Annotated in this window: 14 protein-coding genes; 6 read left to right on the top strand and 8 right to left on the bottom strand. The window is 64.8% G+C overall.

What is annotated here, in order from left to right:
• The first annotated feature begins 168 nt into the window (after positions 1-168).
• The 5 genes from rfbF to AC1DPF_RS08995 are packed head-to-tail and all read left to right on the top strand — an operon-like array spanning position 169 to position 5,245.
• Entirely contained in the window at positions 169-978 is an 810-nt protein-coding gene (gene rfbF, locus AC1DPF_RS09015) for a glucose-1-phosphate cytidylyltransferase (RefSeq protein ID WP_477866884.1), read from the top strand.
• On the top strand, positions 971-2,104 hold the full coding sequence (rfbG, locus tag AC1DPF_RS09010) for a CDP-glucose 4,6-dehydratase (RefSeq protein ID WP_477866882.1): 1,134 nt from the start codon (positions 971-973) through the stop codon (positions 2,102-2,104). The genes rfbF and rfbG overlap by 8 nt, the downstream gene beginning before the upstream one ends.
• A complete protein-coding gene (locus tag AC1DPF_RS09005; RefSeq protein WP_477866880.1) occupies positions 2,095-3,312 on the top strand; it encodes a DegT/DnrJ/EryC1/StrS family aminotransferase in 1,218 nt (405 codons plus the stop codon). The genes rfbG and AC1DPF_RS09005 overlap by 10 nt, the downstream gene beginning before the upstream one ends.
• 14 nt (positions 3,313-3,326) lie before the next feature.
• A complete protein-coding gene (locus AC1DPF_RS09000; RefSeq protein ID WP_477866878.1) occupies positions 3,327-4,259 on the top strand; it encodes an NAD-dependent epimerase/dehydratase family protein in 933 nt (310 codons plus the stop codon).
• Between the two features lie 2 nt (positions 4,260-4,261).
• Positions 4,262-5,245, top strand: coding sequence for a glycosyltransferase family 2 protein (locus AC1DPF_RS08995; protein ID WP_477866876.1), 984 nt, complete (start codon positions 4,262-4,264; stop codon positions 5,243-5,245).
• Positions 5,246-5,263: 18 nt separating this feature from the next.
• Here AC1DPF_RS08995 and AC1DPF_RS08990 read toward each other — a convergent pair whose 3' ends face one another.
• The 4 genes from AC1DPF_RS08990 to AC1DPF_RS08975 form a co-directional block, all read right to left on the bottom strand.
• Entirely contained in the window at positions 5,264-6,682 is a 1,419-nt protein-coding gene (locus AC1DPF_RS08990; RefSeq protein ID WP_477866874.1) for an oligosaccharide flippase family protein, read from the bottom strand.
• Positions 6,683-6,809: 127 nt separating this feature from the next.
• Complete coding sequence (locus tag AC1DPF_RS08985; RefSeq protein ID WP_477866872.1) at positions 6,810-7,676, bottom strand: glycosyltransferase family 2 protein; 867 nt, start codon at positions 7,674-7,676, stop codon at positions 6,810-6,812.
• 38 nt (positions 7,677-7,714) lie between these two features.
• On the bottom strand, positions 7,715-8,965 hold the full coding sequence (locus tag AC1DPF_RS08980) for a hypothetical protein (protein WP_477960823.1): 1,251 nt from the start codon (positions 8,963-8,965) through the stop codon (positions 7,715-7,717).
• Positions 8,966-9,027: 62 nt separating this feature from the next.
• Entirely contained in the window at positions 9,028-10,101 is a 1,074-nt protein-coding gene (locus AC1DPF_RS08975; RefSeq protein WP_477960821.1) for an acyltransferase family protein, read from the bottom strand.
• A gap of 224 nt (positions 10,102-10,325) precedes the next feature.
• Between AC1DPF_RS08975 and AC1DPF_RS08970 the strand changes: the two genes are divergently transcribed.
• Entirely contained in the window at positions 10,326-11,360 is a 1,035-nt protein-coding gene (locus AC1DPF_RS08970; RefSeq protein ID WP_477960819.1) for an acyltransferase family protein, read from the top strand.
• A 12-nt stretch (positions 11,361-11,372) separates the two neighbouring features.
• On the opposite strand, the gene AC1DPF_RS08965 is transcribed toward AC1DPF_RS08970, so the two are convergent.
• The 4 genes from AC1DPF_RS08965 to AC1DPF_RS08950 form a co-directional block, all read right to left on the bottom strand.
• Complete coding sequence (locus AC1DPF_RS08965) at positions 11,373-12,806, bottom strand: efflux transporter outer membrane subunit (protein WP_477960817.1); 1,434 nt, start codon at positions 12,804-12,806, stop codon at positions 11,373-11,375.
• A gap of 11 nt (positions 12,807-12,817) precedes the next feature.
• The gene (locus tag AC1DPF_RS08960) at positions 12,818-16,006 is read right to left on the bottom strand and encodes an efflux RND transporter permease subunit (protein ID WP_477960814.1); all 3,189 of its coding nucleotides are present in this window, start codon (positions 16,004-16,006) and stop codon (positions 12,818-12,820) included.
• 89 nt (positions 16,007-16,095) lie between these two features.
• On the bottom strand, positions 16,096-17,370 hold the full coding sequence (locus AC1DPF_RS08955; protein WP_477960812.1) for an efflux RND transporter periplasmic adaptor subunit: 1,275 nt from the start codon (positions 17,368-17,370) through the stop codon (positions 16,096-16,098).
• Between the two features lie 194 nt (positions 17,371-17,564).
• A complete protein-coding gene (locus tag AC1DPF_RS08950) occupies positions 17,565-18,113 on the bottom strand; it encodes a glutathione peroxidase (RefSeq protein ID WP_477866858.1) in 549 nt (182 codons plus the stop codon).
• Between the last annotated feature and the right edge of the window lie 89 nt (positions 18,114-18,202).

The following is an 18,202-nucleotide window of genomic DNA, read 5'->3' as shown; positions in this document are numbered from 1 at the left end:
AGTCGAGGTACGCCGGCTAACCCCTCGGGATGAGAACTGTGCCGATGGAACCGGGCAGGGCCGCCCGATAGGTTCGCCCACTAATCCCCCTGCGCAGCGCCGGCTCCGCTCCGATGCGGCTATATCAAGCACATGGCCGATAGGGTCGAACAGCAAGGGGGCACGTATATGCAAACGGTGCTGCTAGCGGGCGGGCTCGGTTCCCGCATCTCCGAGGAAACGGTTCGCATTCCGAAGCCGATGGTGGAAGTGGCCGGACGGCCGATCATGCTCCACGTGATGGATATCTACAACCATTGGGGCCAGCATGATTTCATCATAGCATGTGGCTACAAGTGCATGATGATGAAGTCGTTTTTCAACAATCTTCATCTGATGAACAACGATTTCACGGTCACCATCGGAACCGGCCGCATGGATCTCAAGCCGTGCCGCCAGGTCGACTGGAATGTTTCGGTGGTCGATACCGGAGAGACGACGATGACCGGTGGCCGATTGCGCCGGCTGCGCGACTGGCTGGGCGACGAGACCTTCATGGTCACCTATTCGGACGGTGTCGGCAATGTCGATATCGATGCGCTCCTGGCGTTCCACCGATCGCATGGCGGCCTCGCGACGGTCACCGCGGTCCAGCCGCCCGCGCGGTTCGGCAGCCTCGATCTGGCGGGTGATCGGGTGGCGGAGTTCACCGAAAAGGTCACCAGCTACGAGACCTGGATCAACGGCGGCTATTTCGTCTTCGAGCCGGGGGTCTTCGATTATCTGAGCGGCGACAAGGAGCAGCTCGAACAGGCACCGCTCGCGCAGCTCGCACGGGATGGGCAGCTGTTCGCCTACAAGCACAAGGGCTTCTGGCATCCCATGGACACCGTCAGGGACCGCGAGCAGCTCGAACAGCTCTGCGTCGACGGCACGCCGCCCTGGCTGCAGTTCGACCGGGAACCCGACGCAACGGTGCGGCCGAAAATCTATGCCTGAGCAGCCGTCCAACGACGAGCTGGTCGCCCGGGCCTTCGCTGGGCGTCGCGTGCTGGTTACCGGGCATAGCGGCTTCAAGGGCGGGTGGCTCAGTCTCTGGCTCCAGTCGCTTGGCGCCGATGTCGTCGGTATTTCGCTGCCGCCGCCGACGGTCCCCTCCTTCTATCATTCGGCGGGAATCGGCGGGCTGGTCGACAGTCGCATTGCCGACATCTGCGACGTCGAGGCGCTGCAACGGGCCGCCGACGGAGTCGACGCGGACATCCTGTTTCACCTTGCAGCGCAGCCGATCGTGCGTCGATCGCACCGCCACCCGGCAGAGACCTTCGCGATCAACGTCACCGGGACGGCGAACGTCCTGGACGTTGCCAGGGCGATGCCGTCGATGCGGGCGGCAATCGTGGTGACGAGCGACAAATGCTATGATGATCGGGGATCGGCCACGCCCTACCGGGAAACCGACCGGCTCGGCGGCACCGACCCGTATAGCGCCTCCAAGGCCTGTACCGAGCTCGTTGCCGAATGCTATCGGCGCAATTGGTTCGGCAGCCCGGGCGGGCCGCATCTCGCAACCGCCAGGGCCGGTAACGTCATAGGCGGCGGCGACTGGGCCGAGGACAGACTGATACCCGATATCATTCGAGCCGCGCATAGCCGCTCGCCGATGGTCATCCGGAATCCACGCAGCATCCGGCCGTGGCAGCATGTCCTCGAACCGCTGTCGGGTTATCTGCTGCTCGCGGCGCGCATGCTGGGCGAGGATGGACCGGCCTTCTCGGGACCGTGGAACTTCGGACCGGTGGACACCAGTGGTGCCGACGCAGAAGCAATAGCGCGTGCCATCATGCAGGCGGCGCCGGAACTCGACCTTCCCATCGAGTTCGCGTCCGGGGTCGCCGCGCTCCATGAAGCCGCGGTGCTGCGTCTMGACAGTAGCAAGGCCTTTACCGAACTCGGCTGGCAGCCCAGGCTGTCGATGCAGCAGACCATCAGGCTCACCGGTGAATGGTATGCCGCGTCGCTCCGGGGCACTGCCGACATGCGCGCCGTCAGCCGAGGCCAACTTTCCTCATATCTGGATCTCGGATCCTCCCTCCGGACGGAAGGTGTTTCAATATGCGCGTGAATTACGGACAGAGCGTACATGGCGAGGCAGAGATCGCTGCCGTGATCGAGGTGCTCGGTACGTCGACCCAGATGGGCGCGAAAGTGCGTGCGATGGAGGCGGGCGTCTCGGCGCTGTTCGCCAAGGCGCACGGCATCATGGTCAATTCCGGATCCTCCGCCAACTATCTGGCGGTCGAACTGCTGGGGCTGCCCGCTGGCAGCGAGGTGATCACGCCTGCGCTGACCTTCGCGACGACCGTGGCGCCGATCGCCCGCCATGGCCTGGTGCCGGCCTTCGTCGACGTCGAGGAAGGGACGTACAATATCGATGCCGACGCCATCGAGGCGATGATCGGGCCCAATACGCGGGCGATGATGATCCCGTCGCTGATTGGCAATCTGCCGGATTGGGATCGGATCTGGGAGATCGCGGCGCGGCATGAGCTGATGGTGGTGGAGGATAGCGCGGATACGCTGGGCGCGACCCTGCATGGCCGCAGTACCGGCCTTCGGTCCCATATCAGCACCACCAGCTTCTACGGGTCGCATGTCATCAATGCGGCGGGCAACGGCGGCATGCTCTGCGTCAACGACGACACGCTCGCCCGCAGCGCAAGGTTGCTGCGGTCGTGGGGGCGGACATCGTCGCTCTTCGTCGACTCGGAGGCCGCGGAATCGCGGTTCGATGTCGAGGTCGACGGTATCGAATATGATGCGAAGTTCGTGTTCGAGGCGCTTGGCTATAATCTGGAGCCATCGGAGCTCGGTGCGGCCTTTGGGCTGGTCCAGCTCGACCGGCTCGAGGATAACATCCGCCGGCGGATCGAGAATTTCACTCGGCAGCGTGCCTTCTTCGCAGACTATGAGGAGTGGTTCATACTGCCGCGGGAATTGCCCGACGCACGGACGGGGTGGCTGTCCTTCCCGCTGACACTGCGCGACGACGCGCCGTTCACCCGGCGCGAGATGCAGATATGGCTCGAAGCGCACGACATCCAGACGCGGCCGGTGTTCACCGGGAATATCCTGCGCCAGCCGGCCATGCGCTCGGTCGCGCATCGCACTTCGCGGGATGGTTATCCGGTGGCCGACAGCGTGATGCGCGGCGGGATACTGCTTGCGTGCCACCATGGTCTCGATGATGCGCAGATCGATCACATGCACCGGACCTTCGCCGGCTTTGCCGACCGGCAGGCCCAGGCCCCGCGCGTGGCAGCGGCGGAATAGGCGAGGACGTGGCGATGCGCGTCTTGATCGTCGGCGGAACGGGATTTGTCGGATCGCACCTCGTCCGGCGGTGCATCGCGGAAGGGCATCGTGTCGACGTGGTTGCCCGCCCATCGAGCGACATTTCCCGGCTGACCCCCGTCTTGGCGTCGATCGGGCTGCACCGGCTGTCGCTGCTCGATGCGGCGGAGGTCGGGCACTGCCTGTCCGAGACCCGTCCGACCCATATATTCTACCTCGTCGGCGCTACCAAGCGCCGGCATGAGCCGGGCGTTGCCCAGGCCGCGCTCGAGGAAGCGGCCGGCTTCCTGACGCTCGTCCAGGAAGCCGCCAAGGCGACGAGCCGCGTTCGATGCTTCGTCAGGACGGGATCCATCGCGGAATATGGCGTCGCGCGGGTTCCGTTCCAGGAAGGGCAGCGCGAACATCCCGACAACGGCTATGCTGCCGCCATCGTCGCCGGCACCTATTATGCCCAGGCGCTCGCGCCGCAACTGCCATTCCCCTTGATCACGGCCAGGCTGGCGCTGGTCTACGGCCCCGGCCAGGCATCGGACTTCCTGGTCCCCTCGCTGATCGCCTCTTGCACTTCGGGCAAGTCGATCAAGCTCGGGCGGCCGCTGGACCGGCGCGACCTCATCCATGTCTCCGACGCGGTCGACGCCCTCTATCGCATGGGCACCGCCGGCCTGTCCGGCGGAGAGATCGTCAATGTCGGTTCCGGAGAGGCGGTGGGGGTCGCCGAACTGGCCGCGATAGTGGCGGCATTGGCGGGAGCGGACTCGACGCTGGTTCAGTGCAGCGCCCAGAGCGATCCCGTGACGCTGCAATTGTCCAGCGCCCGCGCGGAGCAGCTTATTGGCTGGCGGCCGCGCATCGACATCGTTTCGGGCATCAAGGGGTTGATCGCCGAATGCCGACGGGGCGAGCGGGTGGCGGCAGCATGAAGATGCATATGATACCCACGCTGGTTTCGATCATCGTGCCGGCCTTCGACGAGGAGGCGACCGTCGAGCGATGCTATGAGACGATAGTGTCTGTCTTCGCCAAGTTGCCGGGCTATGATTATGAGATTGTCTTCACCGACAATCATTCCTCGGACAGGACCTTCGCGATCCTCTCCGATATCGCCGCGAAGGACCGTCGGGTCCGCGTGATCCGCTTCTCGCGCAACTACGGCTATCAGCGTTCGTTGCTGGTCGGTTACCAGCACGCCGCCGGCGAGTGCGCGATACAGCTCGACTGCGATCTGCAGGATCCGCCCGAATTGATCCCGGAGATGCTGAGACGCTGGCGGGAGGGGCATCATGTCATCTATGGCGTGCGGCGGAGCCTGCGCGACGACCCCCTAACGCGCTGGGCGCGGCGAGGCTTCTACAGGTTGATCGCCGCGATGAGCGACGACGATCTGCCGATCGATGCCGGCGAGTTCCGGTTGGTCGATCGTCGCATATTGCACGAACTGCGCGGCGTGCGGGATACCTCGCCTTATCTGCGGGGGCTGATAAGCTCGATGGGATTCTCGCAGGTCGGCATCGAATATGATCGCGGCAGCCGGATCGCCGGGCGCAGCAAATTTTCGGTCAAGCCGATGGTGTCGCTGGCCGTGGACGGCCTGCTCAACCATTCGCTGCTGCCACTGCGGCTAGCCTCGGCCGTTGGCCTTTTCGTCGGCAGCATCACCTTCGTTCTGATCTTCGTCTATCTGCTATGGCGTCTGACCACGGGGTCCTCCTGGCCAGCGGGTTTCGCGACCACGACCTTGCTGTTGCTGCTTTCGATCACGCTCAATTCCATCTTCCTCGGCATCATCGGCGAATATCTCGGCCGGCTGTTCATGCAGGCTAAACGCCTTCCGTCGCCGCTCGTCGAGGCGATGCTGAATCGCCCGGAGCCGCAGCGCGAGCCATCGATCACCGAGATTTCCGATTAGCACCCGCCGGGTGACGGGTTACGCGGTCGCTTCGCGGCCCGATGCCAGCCGCAACAGGTCGAGCAGCGGCTTGCGGCGGAACAGCGCAACCAGCCCGGCATAGATCGCCACATCGATCAGCACCATCGCCGACAGGCGCACGACGTGCGGCATGTCCGGGGCGAAGTCCTCGAACAGCTTCGCCAGCCCGACCGCCATCAGCCCCGCGGCAAGGGCATATCCGCCGTTGACCATATAGTGGCGCGGACGAACTCCGAGCACGCGATTCTGGATGATGGCGGTTACCAGGAAGCCGAGCGCGGCGGCCGTCATCTGGGATGCGGCGGCGCCCACCGGGCCGTAGCGGGCGAAGACGAACAGCATGGAGATGCTGATCGAAATCGTGATGATGCGTTGGAGTGGAAGCCTGCGGATCTCCCCCGCCACCCCGAATCCGGGTTCGGACAGCTGACTAGGCAGACCGAACAGTGCGCTGATCGAGAGGAACATGATGACCATCTCGGTGCCGCGCCACTGGGGCCCCAAGGCGAAGACGGTCACGTCGCCGCCGGTTATCCCGAGCAGCAGCAGCGGGCCGAGCAGCAGCAGGTAGATGCACCCGATGATCAGTTCCGTAGCGCGTCCGATTTCGCCGCCATTCGAATGGATCCGCGACAATATCCGCCAGTTGATCGTCCGCATCGGTTCATAGACAATGGTCGTGACCAGCGCGATGATGCGCGAGCTCATTCGGTAGATCGCGACTGCAGCCGGGCTCATGAACCAGCCGAGCAGCAGGTCGGCGCCGTAATTCTGGAAATAGCCCAACCCACGATCGATGATCATCGAGCGCCAGAGCCGCATCATGCCGGACGCTTGCGCCTGCGAATAGCGGAACGACGGCATCCATCGCGCTACCGCCAGGAAGATCAACGACGCCACGCCGGATTGCACATAGCGGGTAGCGACGAGCGAAAGGACCCCCCAGCCGGTCAGCAGTCCGGTGATCCCCACGGCCAGCGCCGTCGTTTCCACCACGATGCTGGTGACGGCCATGCTGCCAAGCCGCCCGTCGCGCACCAGGATCGATTCCGCCGTGCTCCGCGCGCCCGCCGGCAGCGACAGCGGTACCATCAGATATACGAGCATGGCCACCGTGTCGGACCTGAACACCCTGCCGGCGATGAAGGCGATCAGCATCCCGCCCAGCCAGTAGGCGGCACCCAGCATCATGTTCACCCAGAATGCCGTGTTGGGCGCGTCCCTCTCCTCGGCATGGCGGATGACATATTCGAACGTGCCGACTGCCATGAACTGGTTGAGCATGAGGGCGACCGCCGCAGCGAGTGTGAATTCGCCGAAGTCGTTCAGGCCCAGGAAGCGGCCGGCGACCAGCATCAGCACCAGTGCCGAGAGCTGTGACCAACCGCGCGCCGCGAACAGCAGGATCGAGTTCATGAGCAGGCGCTTCCCGTGTTCACGTTCGACCTCGATGCGCATTGCCGCTGTGCGCGCCGCTGCGCGATCACGAGGCCGTCGGAATGTTTGTCATCGCTGTGACGGCCTTCGCGGAAGCGTGGGACGCTCAAATCTGTTCCACATATTCGGGATCGATTCGGCCGCGTAGCACCTGGGCGATGCCCAGAAAATTGCCCTTGAGCCGGCCGCGACGGTCTATGTAGGCAGGAGGCCTTATAGATCCGATGAAATTCGCGACGATGTTCCTGCCGGCGAACTTCATCGCCCGGGTGAGCGGCATCGTCCCCTTCCTGTAGAGATAGATGTTGTTGATGATCTGGGACGCCCCGAGCCGCACCCCGGATACCCGCCCCGACTTGACGCCCATGTGGACCCCGATCAGCTGGCTGGCCTTGACCAGCCGCCCGTGCCGGCCGAGCAGCGATCCGAAATCCAGGTCTTCCTGCCAGCCGTAGAGCGGCAGGCGATCGTCGAAGCGGACCCCGCGACCGAACTTCACGGCATAGGCCATGTTGCAGCCATAGGGCGCCCCGTAATCGCGCAGGCGCCGGACGCGGGGCTTCCCGCGTGCGCGGTCCAGCAGCTTTGCCGCTTCGGCCAGGGAAATGCCGGGCCCGTTGATGCCGTCCGCCAGAAGGCTGCCGGTAACACAGGCGACGTCGGCTTCGCTTGCGAAGATGGCCTCCACCTCTTCGATCCAGTCGTCCGCGGGGATGAAGTCGTCATCGAAGAAGATGACGACGTCGCTCCGGCTCTCGGCCAGGTCCAGCGCGCGGTTCCTCTGCCGGGTCAGGCCCTTGGGCCCGAACAGCACCGCTGTCTCGAACGCCGTGTCGACGAGTTGCACGTCGCCTTCCTTCACGGCCGATATCACGACCAGGTCGGGGGCGCGCGTCTGCCGGCTCAACGCCCCTAGCATCACCGGAACCAGCTCCGGCCGACCGATCGTTGCTATGACAACCGAAATCTTCATTGGTTCGTCCCCAGAAGCGGATTGCGTCTCCGCACGGTTTACCTCCCCTTGCCGCGCCCGGCGTCGTCGAGAGGCTTTGCCTCGACGATCATCATTGAATCTCCGATCGGCAACGCCAGCGATGCGCCGCTCGACCGGTCGACCGGCTCCGCGCCGGTGACCGGGCTGTAAACCGTCAGGTCCGCGCCGCGTGCGAAGTCCAGTCGCACGGTTGCCGGTTCGACGGGGAGCGGTCGCCGATTGGCCTGGTCCCAAAGATCCGCTTCGCGCCACAGCAGGATGAGCGTCGCGCCATCCGGTCTCGCAAGCTCGAGCAGTTTCAGGTCCGGTGGCCCGCTTTCCACGCGGGCCTGGATCTTGCGGCTGGCGCTGCGTATCGCCGTTCCGTCGCTCAGGATCGCCGTCAGGTTGTGGATGGCGCGCGCTGCGGGCTTGGGCTGCCAGCTCGTGTCGAACAGCCCCCAATGCTTCTCCCACGATTTGCCGGTCGGATCCGGATAGGCGTCGAGCAGCTGATACGGGAAAGTGCGCTCGATCCCTGCGGCGGCATAGGCGGCGTAGAGGTTGAGGATCAGCTTCGCAGCGGTGTCCCGGTCGACGGCTTCCGCCTTGATGTTCGTGGCATCGTTATAGCCGGTTTCGGTGATGAAGACTGGCTTGCCTGGGATAGCGGCCTTCTGTTTCCCCACTTCGATAACCATCTGGCGAGACGCCTGATCGCCGTTGCGCGGGTAGGGGTGAGCGTTGCCGGCGTCGGCGTCTGCGGCGTCGATGGTCAGTACGCTGACCCAGCTGGGCGCGAGCAACGGCGTCCTGCGCAGCGGGGTGGCGCGGAGCAGACGGCGCAGGTCCCGGACGAAGGCGCGCGTTGCAGGATAGCTGTTGCTGCGGGGTACATCCTTCATCAGCCCGTAGGACAGCGGCCAGTTGTTTACTTCGTTGGGCGCTTCCAGCGACGCGATCGAACCTGGGTTGGCGGCATTGAAGGCGAGCAGGTCGTCGATGGTCGCCGCGGGTGGCCGGTTGCCTTGGAACACGAAGTTGAACTTGAGGCCAGCCTTCGCCGCCCTCGCAAGCGCGCCCTGACCCTGCGATCCCCTGAACGGGGCGCCGTCGCGTATGTGGAATATGCCGAGGTAACGAAGCGCCTCGATCACTTTGTTGGCGTGGTTATAGTCGCCATCGGTATAGTTCAGGTGGGTGTTGATTCCCAGGGTCTGGCGGAAGTCGGCAACGCTCATCTCCGCCGCCCAGCTGCCGCTGGAGGACAGCACAGCGGCCAGAGCCAATCCGTGGAGCCACCTCGCGACAGGACGGCTTCGCGGCAGAACCGCGTTCGCGCTCGATCGGATCATGGGAAAGGTCCCCTTATCGTCGGGGCGAACGCGGGTCGCCAATTCAGGTACAGCGTGGTTAGATATTTGCGCACCGGTTCATCGAAACAGCGCATCAGCAGATATGATGCCGCGACGATGAACGCGAATATCGCCAAACTGAGGGCGGGGGCGCCGGCGCCGTTGCCGAACTTCTTCTCCAGCCCCGCGCCCATCATCAGGATTGGATAGTGGATCGCGTACAGCGGATAGGAAATCCTCCCCAGGACATCGTCGAACGGGGAAAAACGTCGATCTCCGGCGCTCATGCCGCACGCAACCGCGAAGGGCAGCAGCACCAGCACGCAAGCGAGGAACCAGGCGACATGCCGGATCGGCAGGAAGATCGAAACGGTCAGCAGGAATAATGCGATATAGGGCCATATCGGCGAACGCAGCCTGATCCAATCTTTCGTCCGGAACAGGATGACCCCCAGGGCGAAGCCGAAGGTGATGCGGCCTATGCCGCCAAGATAGGTATAGGCGTTCCAGCCGAGGTCGCCCGTGCCTTTCCACAGCGACATGACGACGATCAGCGCGCCTCCGGCACCGCAGACCGCAACCAGGATTGCCAGCCGGGCACCGACAAGGAAGCGCGCCCAGATGAGGTTCGCCGCGACTTCCATGCTCAACGACCAGAGCGGACCATTGGCAGGGAAGGTCTCGTCCCGGGTCGCCGCCGTCACCCACAATTTGGGAAGCAGGAACAGGTTGAGCAGCGAAGCCGCGATGATGTCCGAGACGGGATCGGAAAGCACGGGCGCGAAGTGATAGCGCACCAACAGATAAGCAGTGCCTGCCACGACGCTGAAGACAGCCATCGGCATCAACCGGATTGCGCGCAATATCAAGAACCTCGCCAGGCCCAGATTCGATGCGAGCCGCTCCTCATAGGCGCCTGCCAGCACGAAGCCGCTCAGGATGAAGAAGAAATCGACGGCCACATATCCATTCACGGCAGTGTGGATGCCGCCGAATCGCGTCCCGATGTGGAAGAGGACCACTCCTATCGCCGCATATCCGCGAAGTGCGTCGAGGAACTGATAACGCACTTTCACTCACGACCCTCGCGCTTGCGGATCTGCCCTAAACATTACGGTGGCGCGTTGGTTCCACCTGCCGTTGGCGATCCGATCGGGGCCTTTTCCGCTCTTGCGTTTCGCGCAGACCATATGTGCATCGCGATGCGCGAGAAGGACGCCGAAAGATCCATGCGGGGTAGCGCCGAGATGGTGTATCGCCTCGATTCTCTCGTTGGACCGTCGGAGCAGCTCTTATGACGATCAGCATCGACGCGGCCGCCAGCACGATTTCCGTCGCACAGCCCCAGGCAATCAGTGGCTCCAAGCGGCTCGAATGGCTCGACGCCGCGCGCGGCATCGGCATCATCCTGGTTGTCGCCGGGCATGTCGAGCGCGGACTGGCGGCGGCGGGGATAGGCGATCGTTGGGCGTGGTTCGATTTCGTCATCTATTCCTTCCACATGCCGCTGTTCATTTTCCTGGCGGGCGTGAACGCGGTCATCCCGCTGGCGCGCGGCCGGAGAAGCTTCCTGCGGGGCCGCGTCGAGGGCGTCGCCTATCCCTATCTGCTGTGGGCAACGGTGACCTATTGCATATGGCATTTGGTAAACGGGGCGGGCGAGCCCTTCGGTGTCGCCGACATCAGCCGCCACCTCGCACTTTCGCCGCCCAGCCCGTTCTGGTTTCTCTACGCGCTGTTCGTCTTCTCATGCTGCTATGCGATCGTCGGCAACAGCAGAGCTATATTCATCCCGGTGGTCGCTATGTTCGCGCTGGGCGAGTTCTACCGGAACGATATAATTCTTCATCAACTCCTTCATTTTCCGCTCTATTTCTTTGCGGGCGTCCATCTGTCCGGATGGGTGAAGGCTTGGCCAGGCCAGTCCAGGATAGCGTGGAGTGGCGCCGCGATCTGCCTGCTCGCCGTCACCGACGCGATCGTCGGGCCGCTGACCGGCATGAACTTCAATTCGGTGTTCCTGCTGCCGGCCGCGATGGCGGGGATCGCGGCGATATTGCTGATCTCCATGTCGCTGCGCGGCGCCGCCCTGGCATGGATGGCCCGGCTCGGGGCGGCATCGATGGCGATCTACGTCACCCACCTGTTCTTCACCGCTGCCACGCGGCTGCTGATGGTGAAGCTCCATGTCCCGCAGCTGGTAGTGCTCTATGCGCCTGCAGGCGTGATCGCCGGGGTAGCGGGTCCCTATCTGTTCTATGTGGTTGCCGAGCGGGCAGGCGCGCTGCCCTGGCTCGGACTGGGGAAAGCTCGACGACATCCGGCATGAGGGCCGCCCAGGTCAGCGCGCGGCCACCTTCGGCGCCTCCACCTGCCAGCCGCCGCCCAGTGCTCGAAACAGCTCAACCTGCGCATCGGCCACGCGCGCGTCGGACTCGGCGAGGTCGGCATCGGCTTCCGCCGAGGTCCGCTCGGCATCGAGAACCGTCAGGAAATCGACCCGGCCCTCGCGCAGCTGGGCGCGGCTGATCGTCGCGGCGGTCATCGCCTGGCCTGCCGCCTCGCGGAGTGCCTGCTGGCGCTCGAGCTCATGGGCATAGGCGGATAGCGCTGTCTCGGTTTCCTGCAGCGCGCGCAGCACCGTGCCGTCGAAGCCGGCGAGCGCGGCCTGCGTCGAGGCGCGTGCCTCGGCGATGCGGGCGCGGCCGGCTTCCTGGTTGGGGAAGTTCCAGCTGAGCAACGGCCCGAGCAGCCAGCGCAGCGGCCCACCGCCGAACATGTCGCCGAGCGAAGGACCGGTCGAACCGATCGAACCGCCCAAGGTGATGCGCGGGTAGAGATCGGCGGTCGCAATGCCGATCCGGGCGGTCTCGGCGGCAAGGCGGCGCTCGGCCTCGCGAATGTCGGGCCGGCGGGCGAGCAGTCCACGGCCATCGCCAACCGGTATCGGCCGGTCGAGCCGCAGGGTCGTCTGGCGCTGCCCGACATCGGCGGGGAGGTCGGCCGGCGCCCGGCCGGTCAAGGCCGCCAGCCGAAACAGCGCGGCGTCGCGCTGCGCGCGCAACGGGGGCAGGGTGGCGCGCTGCTGCTCGCGCAGCGCCGAGGCGCGCGACACGTCGAGCCTCGACGTCCTGCCTGCTTCGAAGCGCTTGCCGGTCAGTGTCACGGTTCGGTCGAGTAGCTCGAGGGTGCGCTGCGCGACCGCCAGGCGCTCGGCGGCAGAGGATGCGTCGGCATAGGCGCGGGCGGTCTCGGCGACGATCGCGACCCTTACGGCATCGCGTGCGGCCTCGGCCGCCTGCGTATCGCCGCGCGCTGCCTCGACCGAGCGGCTGACGCGGCCGAACAGGTCGACCTCATAGCCGATGCTCAACCCGGCATCGTAGGACCAGTCCTCTCGCTTCGCGTTCGGGCTCCGCTGGCCCTGCGGGGAGCGGCCATAGGTTGCGCCTGCGCTGACATCGGTCTGCGGCAGTCGATCTGACCGCGCTTCGCGCAGCGATGCGCGCGCCTTGTCGAGGTTGGCGACCGCCACGCGCAGGTCGGTGTTGGCCGCAAGCGCGTCCGCCACCAGCCGATCGAGCACGGGATCCTGGTAGAGCCGCCACCACGCGTCTTCGGGTTCGGCGGCCGTCACCGGCGCAACCGGTGCCCCGAGGAAGGGCAGGGTCGCGCTGGGCGGAACGGCGGGCTGGACATAATTGGGTCCGGCAGCAGCGATGGTCAGCAGGCTGGCAAGGCCCAGCAGGCCGATGGGCAATATCTTGGCGGTCATGATGTCCTCCATCATTCTGCGGGAACGAGCGCGGATTCGGTGCTGCCGTCGGGGCCAGGCCGATGCCCGAAACGACGGGCGAACCGATCGGAAAGGCTGCGGGCGGCAACGTAGAAGGTCGGCGTGAACACCAGCCCGAAGAAGGTCACGCCGAGCATGCCCGAAAAGACCGCAGTGCCGAGCGCCTGGCGCAGTTCGGCGCCCGGGCCGGTCGCGATCAGCAGCGGCACCACGCCCAGGATGAAAGCGAAGCTCGTCATCAGGATCGGCCGCAGCCGCGCCTGAGTCGCGTGGATCGCAGCCTCGACCGTCGACAGTCCGTCCTCCTCGCCCTGCTTGGCGAACTCGACGATCAGGATCGCGTTCTTGGCGGCGAGGCCGATCAGGACGACGAGGCCGATCTGGGTGAGGATGTTGTTGTCCATGCCGCGCAGGTTTACGCCGGTCATCGCCGCGAGCAGCGTCATCGGCACGATCAGGATGATGGCAAGCGGCAGCATCAGGCTCTCGAACTGCGCCGCCAGCACCAGGAAGACGAACAGCACCGCTGCGGCGAAGACGATCATCGCGGCATTGCCGGCCAGTTTCTGCTGATAGGCGATCTCGGTCCATTCGGCCGACACGCCCGCGGGCAGCTTGGCAGCGAGCCTGTCCATCGCCGCCAGCCCCTCGCCCGAAGAGCGCCCCGGCGCGGATTCGCCCTCGATATCGATCGACGGGTAGAGGTTATAGCGCAGCACCCGATAGGCACCCGCACGGTTCTCGATCGTGGCGACCGCACCGAGCGGCACCATCGCTCCGCTGTTCGAGTGCGTCTTGAGCTGCTGGATGTCCGAGACGTCGTCGCGGAACTGGGTGTCCGCCTGCGCGGTCACCCGATAGGTGCGGCCGATGAGGTTGAAGTCGTTGATATAGGCCGAGCCGAGATAGACCTGCAGCGCTTCGAACACACGGCTGGGCGGTACGCCGAGCATATCGGCCTTGGCGCGATCGATATCCGCATAGGCGCGGGGAACACCATATTCGAACTTCGTGTGCACGGCTGCGAGCGTCGGATCCTTGTGCGCCTCGCCGATCATCTGCCAGGCGACCTGGTTGAGCTTTTCGAGCCCCATGCCCGACCGGTCCTGCAGCACCAGCTTGAAGCCGCCGCCTGTGCCGATGCCGCGGATCAGCGGCGGCTTGAGCACGAAGATCCGACCCTGGTTGAAGCCCTGTGCATATTTCTGGGCCTGGGCGAGGATCGTCGCTTCGGTCTGGCCATGCTTCGCGCGTTCCTCGAAGCTGTCGAACACCAGGAAGGCGGCCGCCGCATTCGAGGCGGTGGTGCCGGTCGGGCCATGGAAACCTGCCAGCATCACGGCGCCCTTGACGCCGGGGATGGTGAGCATCTTCTTCGTAACCGCCTGCATCGTCGCGTCGGTCGACGCCAGCGATGTGCCCGGCGGCGTGAAGATCGCCGTCAGCACATAGCCCTGATCCTGCGCGGGCACGAATCCGACCGGCGTCGCGCCGAACACCAGCGCGGTCAGGCCGACGAGGCCGGCATAGGAGAACAGCACGCGCTTCGGCCGCGCGAGCAGTTTGCGCGTGCTGCTGGCATAGAAGGCGCTCAGGCGATCGAAGCCGGCATTGAAACGCTTGCCGCCGCGATAGGCCATGCGCGCCCAGCGCCCCTCGGGCTCATCTTCTGCCTTGGGTTGGAGCAGTCGGGCGGCAAGCGCCGGCGACAGCGTCAGTGACAACAACAGCGAGATGATCGTCGCCGAGGAGATAGTGACGGCGAACTGGCGGTAAAACTCGCCGGTGAGTCCGGTCAGGAACATCGTGGGCACGAACACTGCGCACAACACCAGCACGATCGCGACCAGCGCGGTCGATACCTCGTCCATGGACCGGAACGCAGCCTGCATCGGAGTGAGGCCCTGTTCGAGATTGCGCTCGACATTCTCGACCACGACGATCGCGTCGTCGACGACGATGCCGATCGCGAGCACCAGCCCGAACAGCGACAGGTTGTTGAGTGAGTAGCCGAAGGCCGCCAGCACCGCGAAGGTACCGATCAGCGACACTGGGATCGCGATCACCGGGATGATCGCCGCGCGCCAACTCTGCAGGAAGACGAGGATCACGATGACCACCAGCACGACGGCTTCGAGGAGGGTGTGCTGCACGGCGCTGACCGACTCGCGGATGAAGCTCGTCGGGTTGTAGATCACCCGATATTCCAGCCCTTTCGGGAATTTGGCAGACGCTGCCTTGAGTTCGGCGAGCACCGCATCGGCGGTCGCCAGCGCGTTGGAGCCGGGGCGCTGGAAGACGCCGATGCCGAGCGACGGCTGGCCGCTCAGATACATGTTGATGCCATAGTCCTCGGCGCCGAGCTCGACGCGGGCGACATCGCGCAGCCGGGTGAGGTGGCCTGCGTCGTCCGCCTTGATCACCACGTCCGCGAACTGTTCCGGCGTGTTCAGCCGACCCTGCGCCTCGACATTGAACTCGAAGGCCGCGCCGTTCGCCTCGGGCGGCTTGCCGATCGCGCCGGCCGCGACCTGGACATTCTGCGCCCGCAGTGCCGCGACAATCTCGCCCGCGGTCATGTTGCGCGCGGCGGCGCGTCCGGGATCGATCCAGATCCGCATCGCATAATCGCGCGCGCCGAACAGCCGGACTTCGCCGACGCCATCGAGCCGTGCGAGACGGTCCCGGATCTGGCTCAGCGCATAGTTGGAGACATAGCCGCGATCGAGCGAGTTGTCGGGGGAGATGAGGTTCGCCACGAGGATGAAGTCGGGCGAGGTCTTGCGTGTCACCACGCCTTGCCGGCGGACCTCCTCGGGTAGGCGCGGTTCGGCCAGCGCCACCCGGTTTTGAACGAGAACCTGTGCCTTGTCGAGGTCGATGCCCTGCTTGAACGTCACGGTGACCACCAGCCGGCCGTCGCTAGTCGCCTGGCTCGAGAGATAGAGCATATCGTCGACGCCGTTGATTTCCTGCTCCAGCGGCGAGGCGACGGTGTCCGCCAGCGTCTCGGCAGAAGCGCCCGGATAGGTCGCGCTGACCGTCACGGTCGGAGGCACCACGTCGGGATATTGCGAAATCGGCAGGCCGAAATAGGCGAGCGCACCGACGATGGTGATGACCACCGCGATCACGCCGGCGAAAATCGGCCGCTGGATGAAGATATGGCTCAGGCGCATCGGCTTAGTCCCTGTTGGCCGGGCAAGACGGGCCAATCGCCCTCCATGCGGAGGGCGTCGAGCCGCCTCGCGGGCGATAAGTCTGTGATTCAGTGGGCCCCGGCCAACGTCGCCTGCGAGGCGACCGGCGCGGTGACGGCAAGCTTCGGCACCGGCGCGGCGGCTTCGACCTTGCCTGCGATCACCTGGACCTTTGGCGATGTCGCGGCGAACTGCAGGCCCGAGATCACGATCCTGTCCTGGGGCTTCAGCCCCGATCGTATCACCCGCAGCCCGTTGACCAGTGGGCCCGCATCGACTGGCTGCGCGGTCACCGTGCCATCCTTGCCGGTCACCACATACACCACCTTGCGGGCCTGGTCGGTCACCACGGCGGCGTCGGGTACCAGCAGCGCCGGGCGCGGTGAGCCCGAGGAGAGGCGCATATTGCCGAACATGCCCGGCGTCAGGAAGTAGTCGGGATTGGCCAGCACGGCCCGCCCGCGTATCGTACCCGAGCCGTCGTTCAGCGCATTGTCGGTGAAGTCGACCTTGCCGCGCCATTTGTAGTCGGCCTCGTCCTGAAGCCGGATCTCGACATGGTCGCTGCCGGCCTTCTGCCGACGCTGCTTAAGGTAGAGCGCTTCCGAGCCATCGAAGGCGAAGTAGATCGGATCGAGGGCATTTATGGTGGTGAGGACCGTGGCATTCGCTGTCGAATCGCCCGAGACCAGGTTGCCGATATCGATCCGGCGATCCGAGACGCGGCCACTGATCGGTGCGCGAACCTGGGTGAACTCGACATCGAGCCGGCGCGCCTGGACCTGCGCGCGCGCCGCGGCGAGCGCAGCTTCAGCCGACTGGGCTGCCGCCTTGAGCGAGTCGACCTCCTCGGCGCTGACCGCCTGATCGGCAACGAGCCGATTGGCCCGTGCCAGCTCGCTGCGGGCCAGCGACAGCGCGGTTGCAGCACTCGCTACGCGGGCGCGTGCTTCGGCCAGCGATGCGGCGAAGGGGCGGGGGTCGATAGTGAACAGCAACTGTCCCTTGCGGATGATGTCACCGTCGCGGAAATGGATCGACTCGAGCGCTCCGGATACGCGCGGACGGATCTCGACCGCCTGGCTCGCCTCGAAACGGCCGACATAATCGTCCCATTCGACGATGGTCTTCTGCAGCGGCTGGGCAACCGTGACGACCGGCAAAGCCTGGCCATCGGCCTTGGCCTTGTCATGGCCGAGGAGGTCATAGCTGGCGAACAGCATGAGCCCCGCGATGGGCAGGGCGGTATAGGCGGCGCGCTTCTTCGAAAGCCGCTGCTTCGGCGCGGCCGATGGCTCCGCAGCGCGCTCGACAGGGTCTGCCTTGAGCTCGGATAGATACATGCTGCCTGTCCCTGAATTGCAAATATGTTACAGAACGGTACGTCCTGATGTGCAGGTACCGATCTGTAACATTCATTGCAAGTGCGAAGGACAGAAGAACGGATGCAAAATAACTATCCGCCCGCAAAGCTATCCGATGGCGGGTGGAGGGCGGTGCGAGTCACGCCGGATTCGGCCGGCGTGACCGCGCAGCTTCACTTCGCCAGTTCGGCCTCGATGGCGCTGGTGACGATGGCATCGTCGGGCGCGATATCGGGGGAGAAGCGGCCGGCGACGGTGCCGTCCTTGGCGATGAGGAACTTCTCGAAGTTCCACATGACGTCTTCGTCCTTGTCGATCTTGATTCCGTAGCCCTCGAGCTTTTCCTTGAAGCTCATGTCCTTGAAGGTCTTGTCGGGTTTCTCGGCAACCAGCTTGGCATAGAGCGGATGCTGGTCTTCGCCTTTCACCGACAGCTTGGAGAACATGGGGAAATCGACGCCATAGTTCGTCGTGCAGAATTCCTGGATCTCGCTTTCGGTGCCGGGCTCCTGCGCGCCGAAGTTATTGGCGGGGAAGCCGATCACCACCAGGCCTTTGTCCTTATACTTCTTATATAGCGCCTCGAGCGCGGTATATTGGGGGGTGAGCCCGCATTTCGACGCGACGTTGACCGCCAGCAGCACCTTGCCGGCATAGTCGCCGAGCTTGGCATCCTGGCCGTTGATCGTCTTGAGCGGGATGTCCTGGATCGCGGTGGCCATGATCGACTCTCCTATATGATGAGGGCTGTTCCTATCGGACGCGGGAAGCACAGGTGCAACCCCGCTCGCGCATTGACGGAACAGGGCTG

The sequence above is a fragment of the Rhizorhabdus sp. P4_G6 genome, from assembly GCF_056401045.1.
Note: the sequence above shows the minus strand (reverse complement) of the source record. Positions and strands in the feature narration are given on the sequence as shown.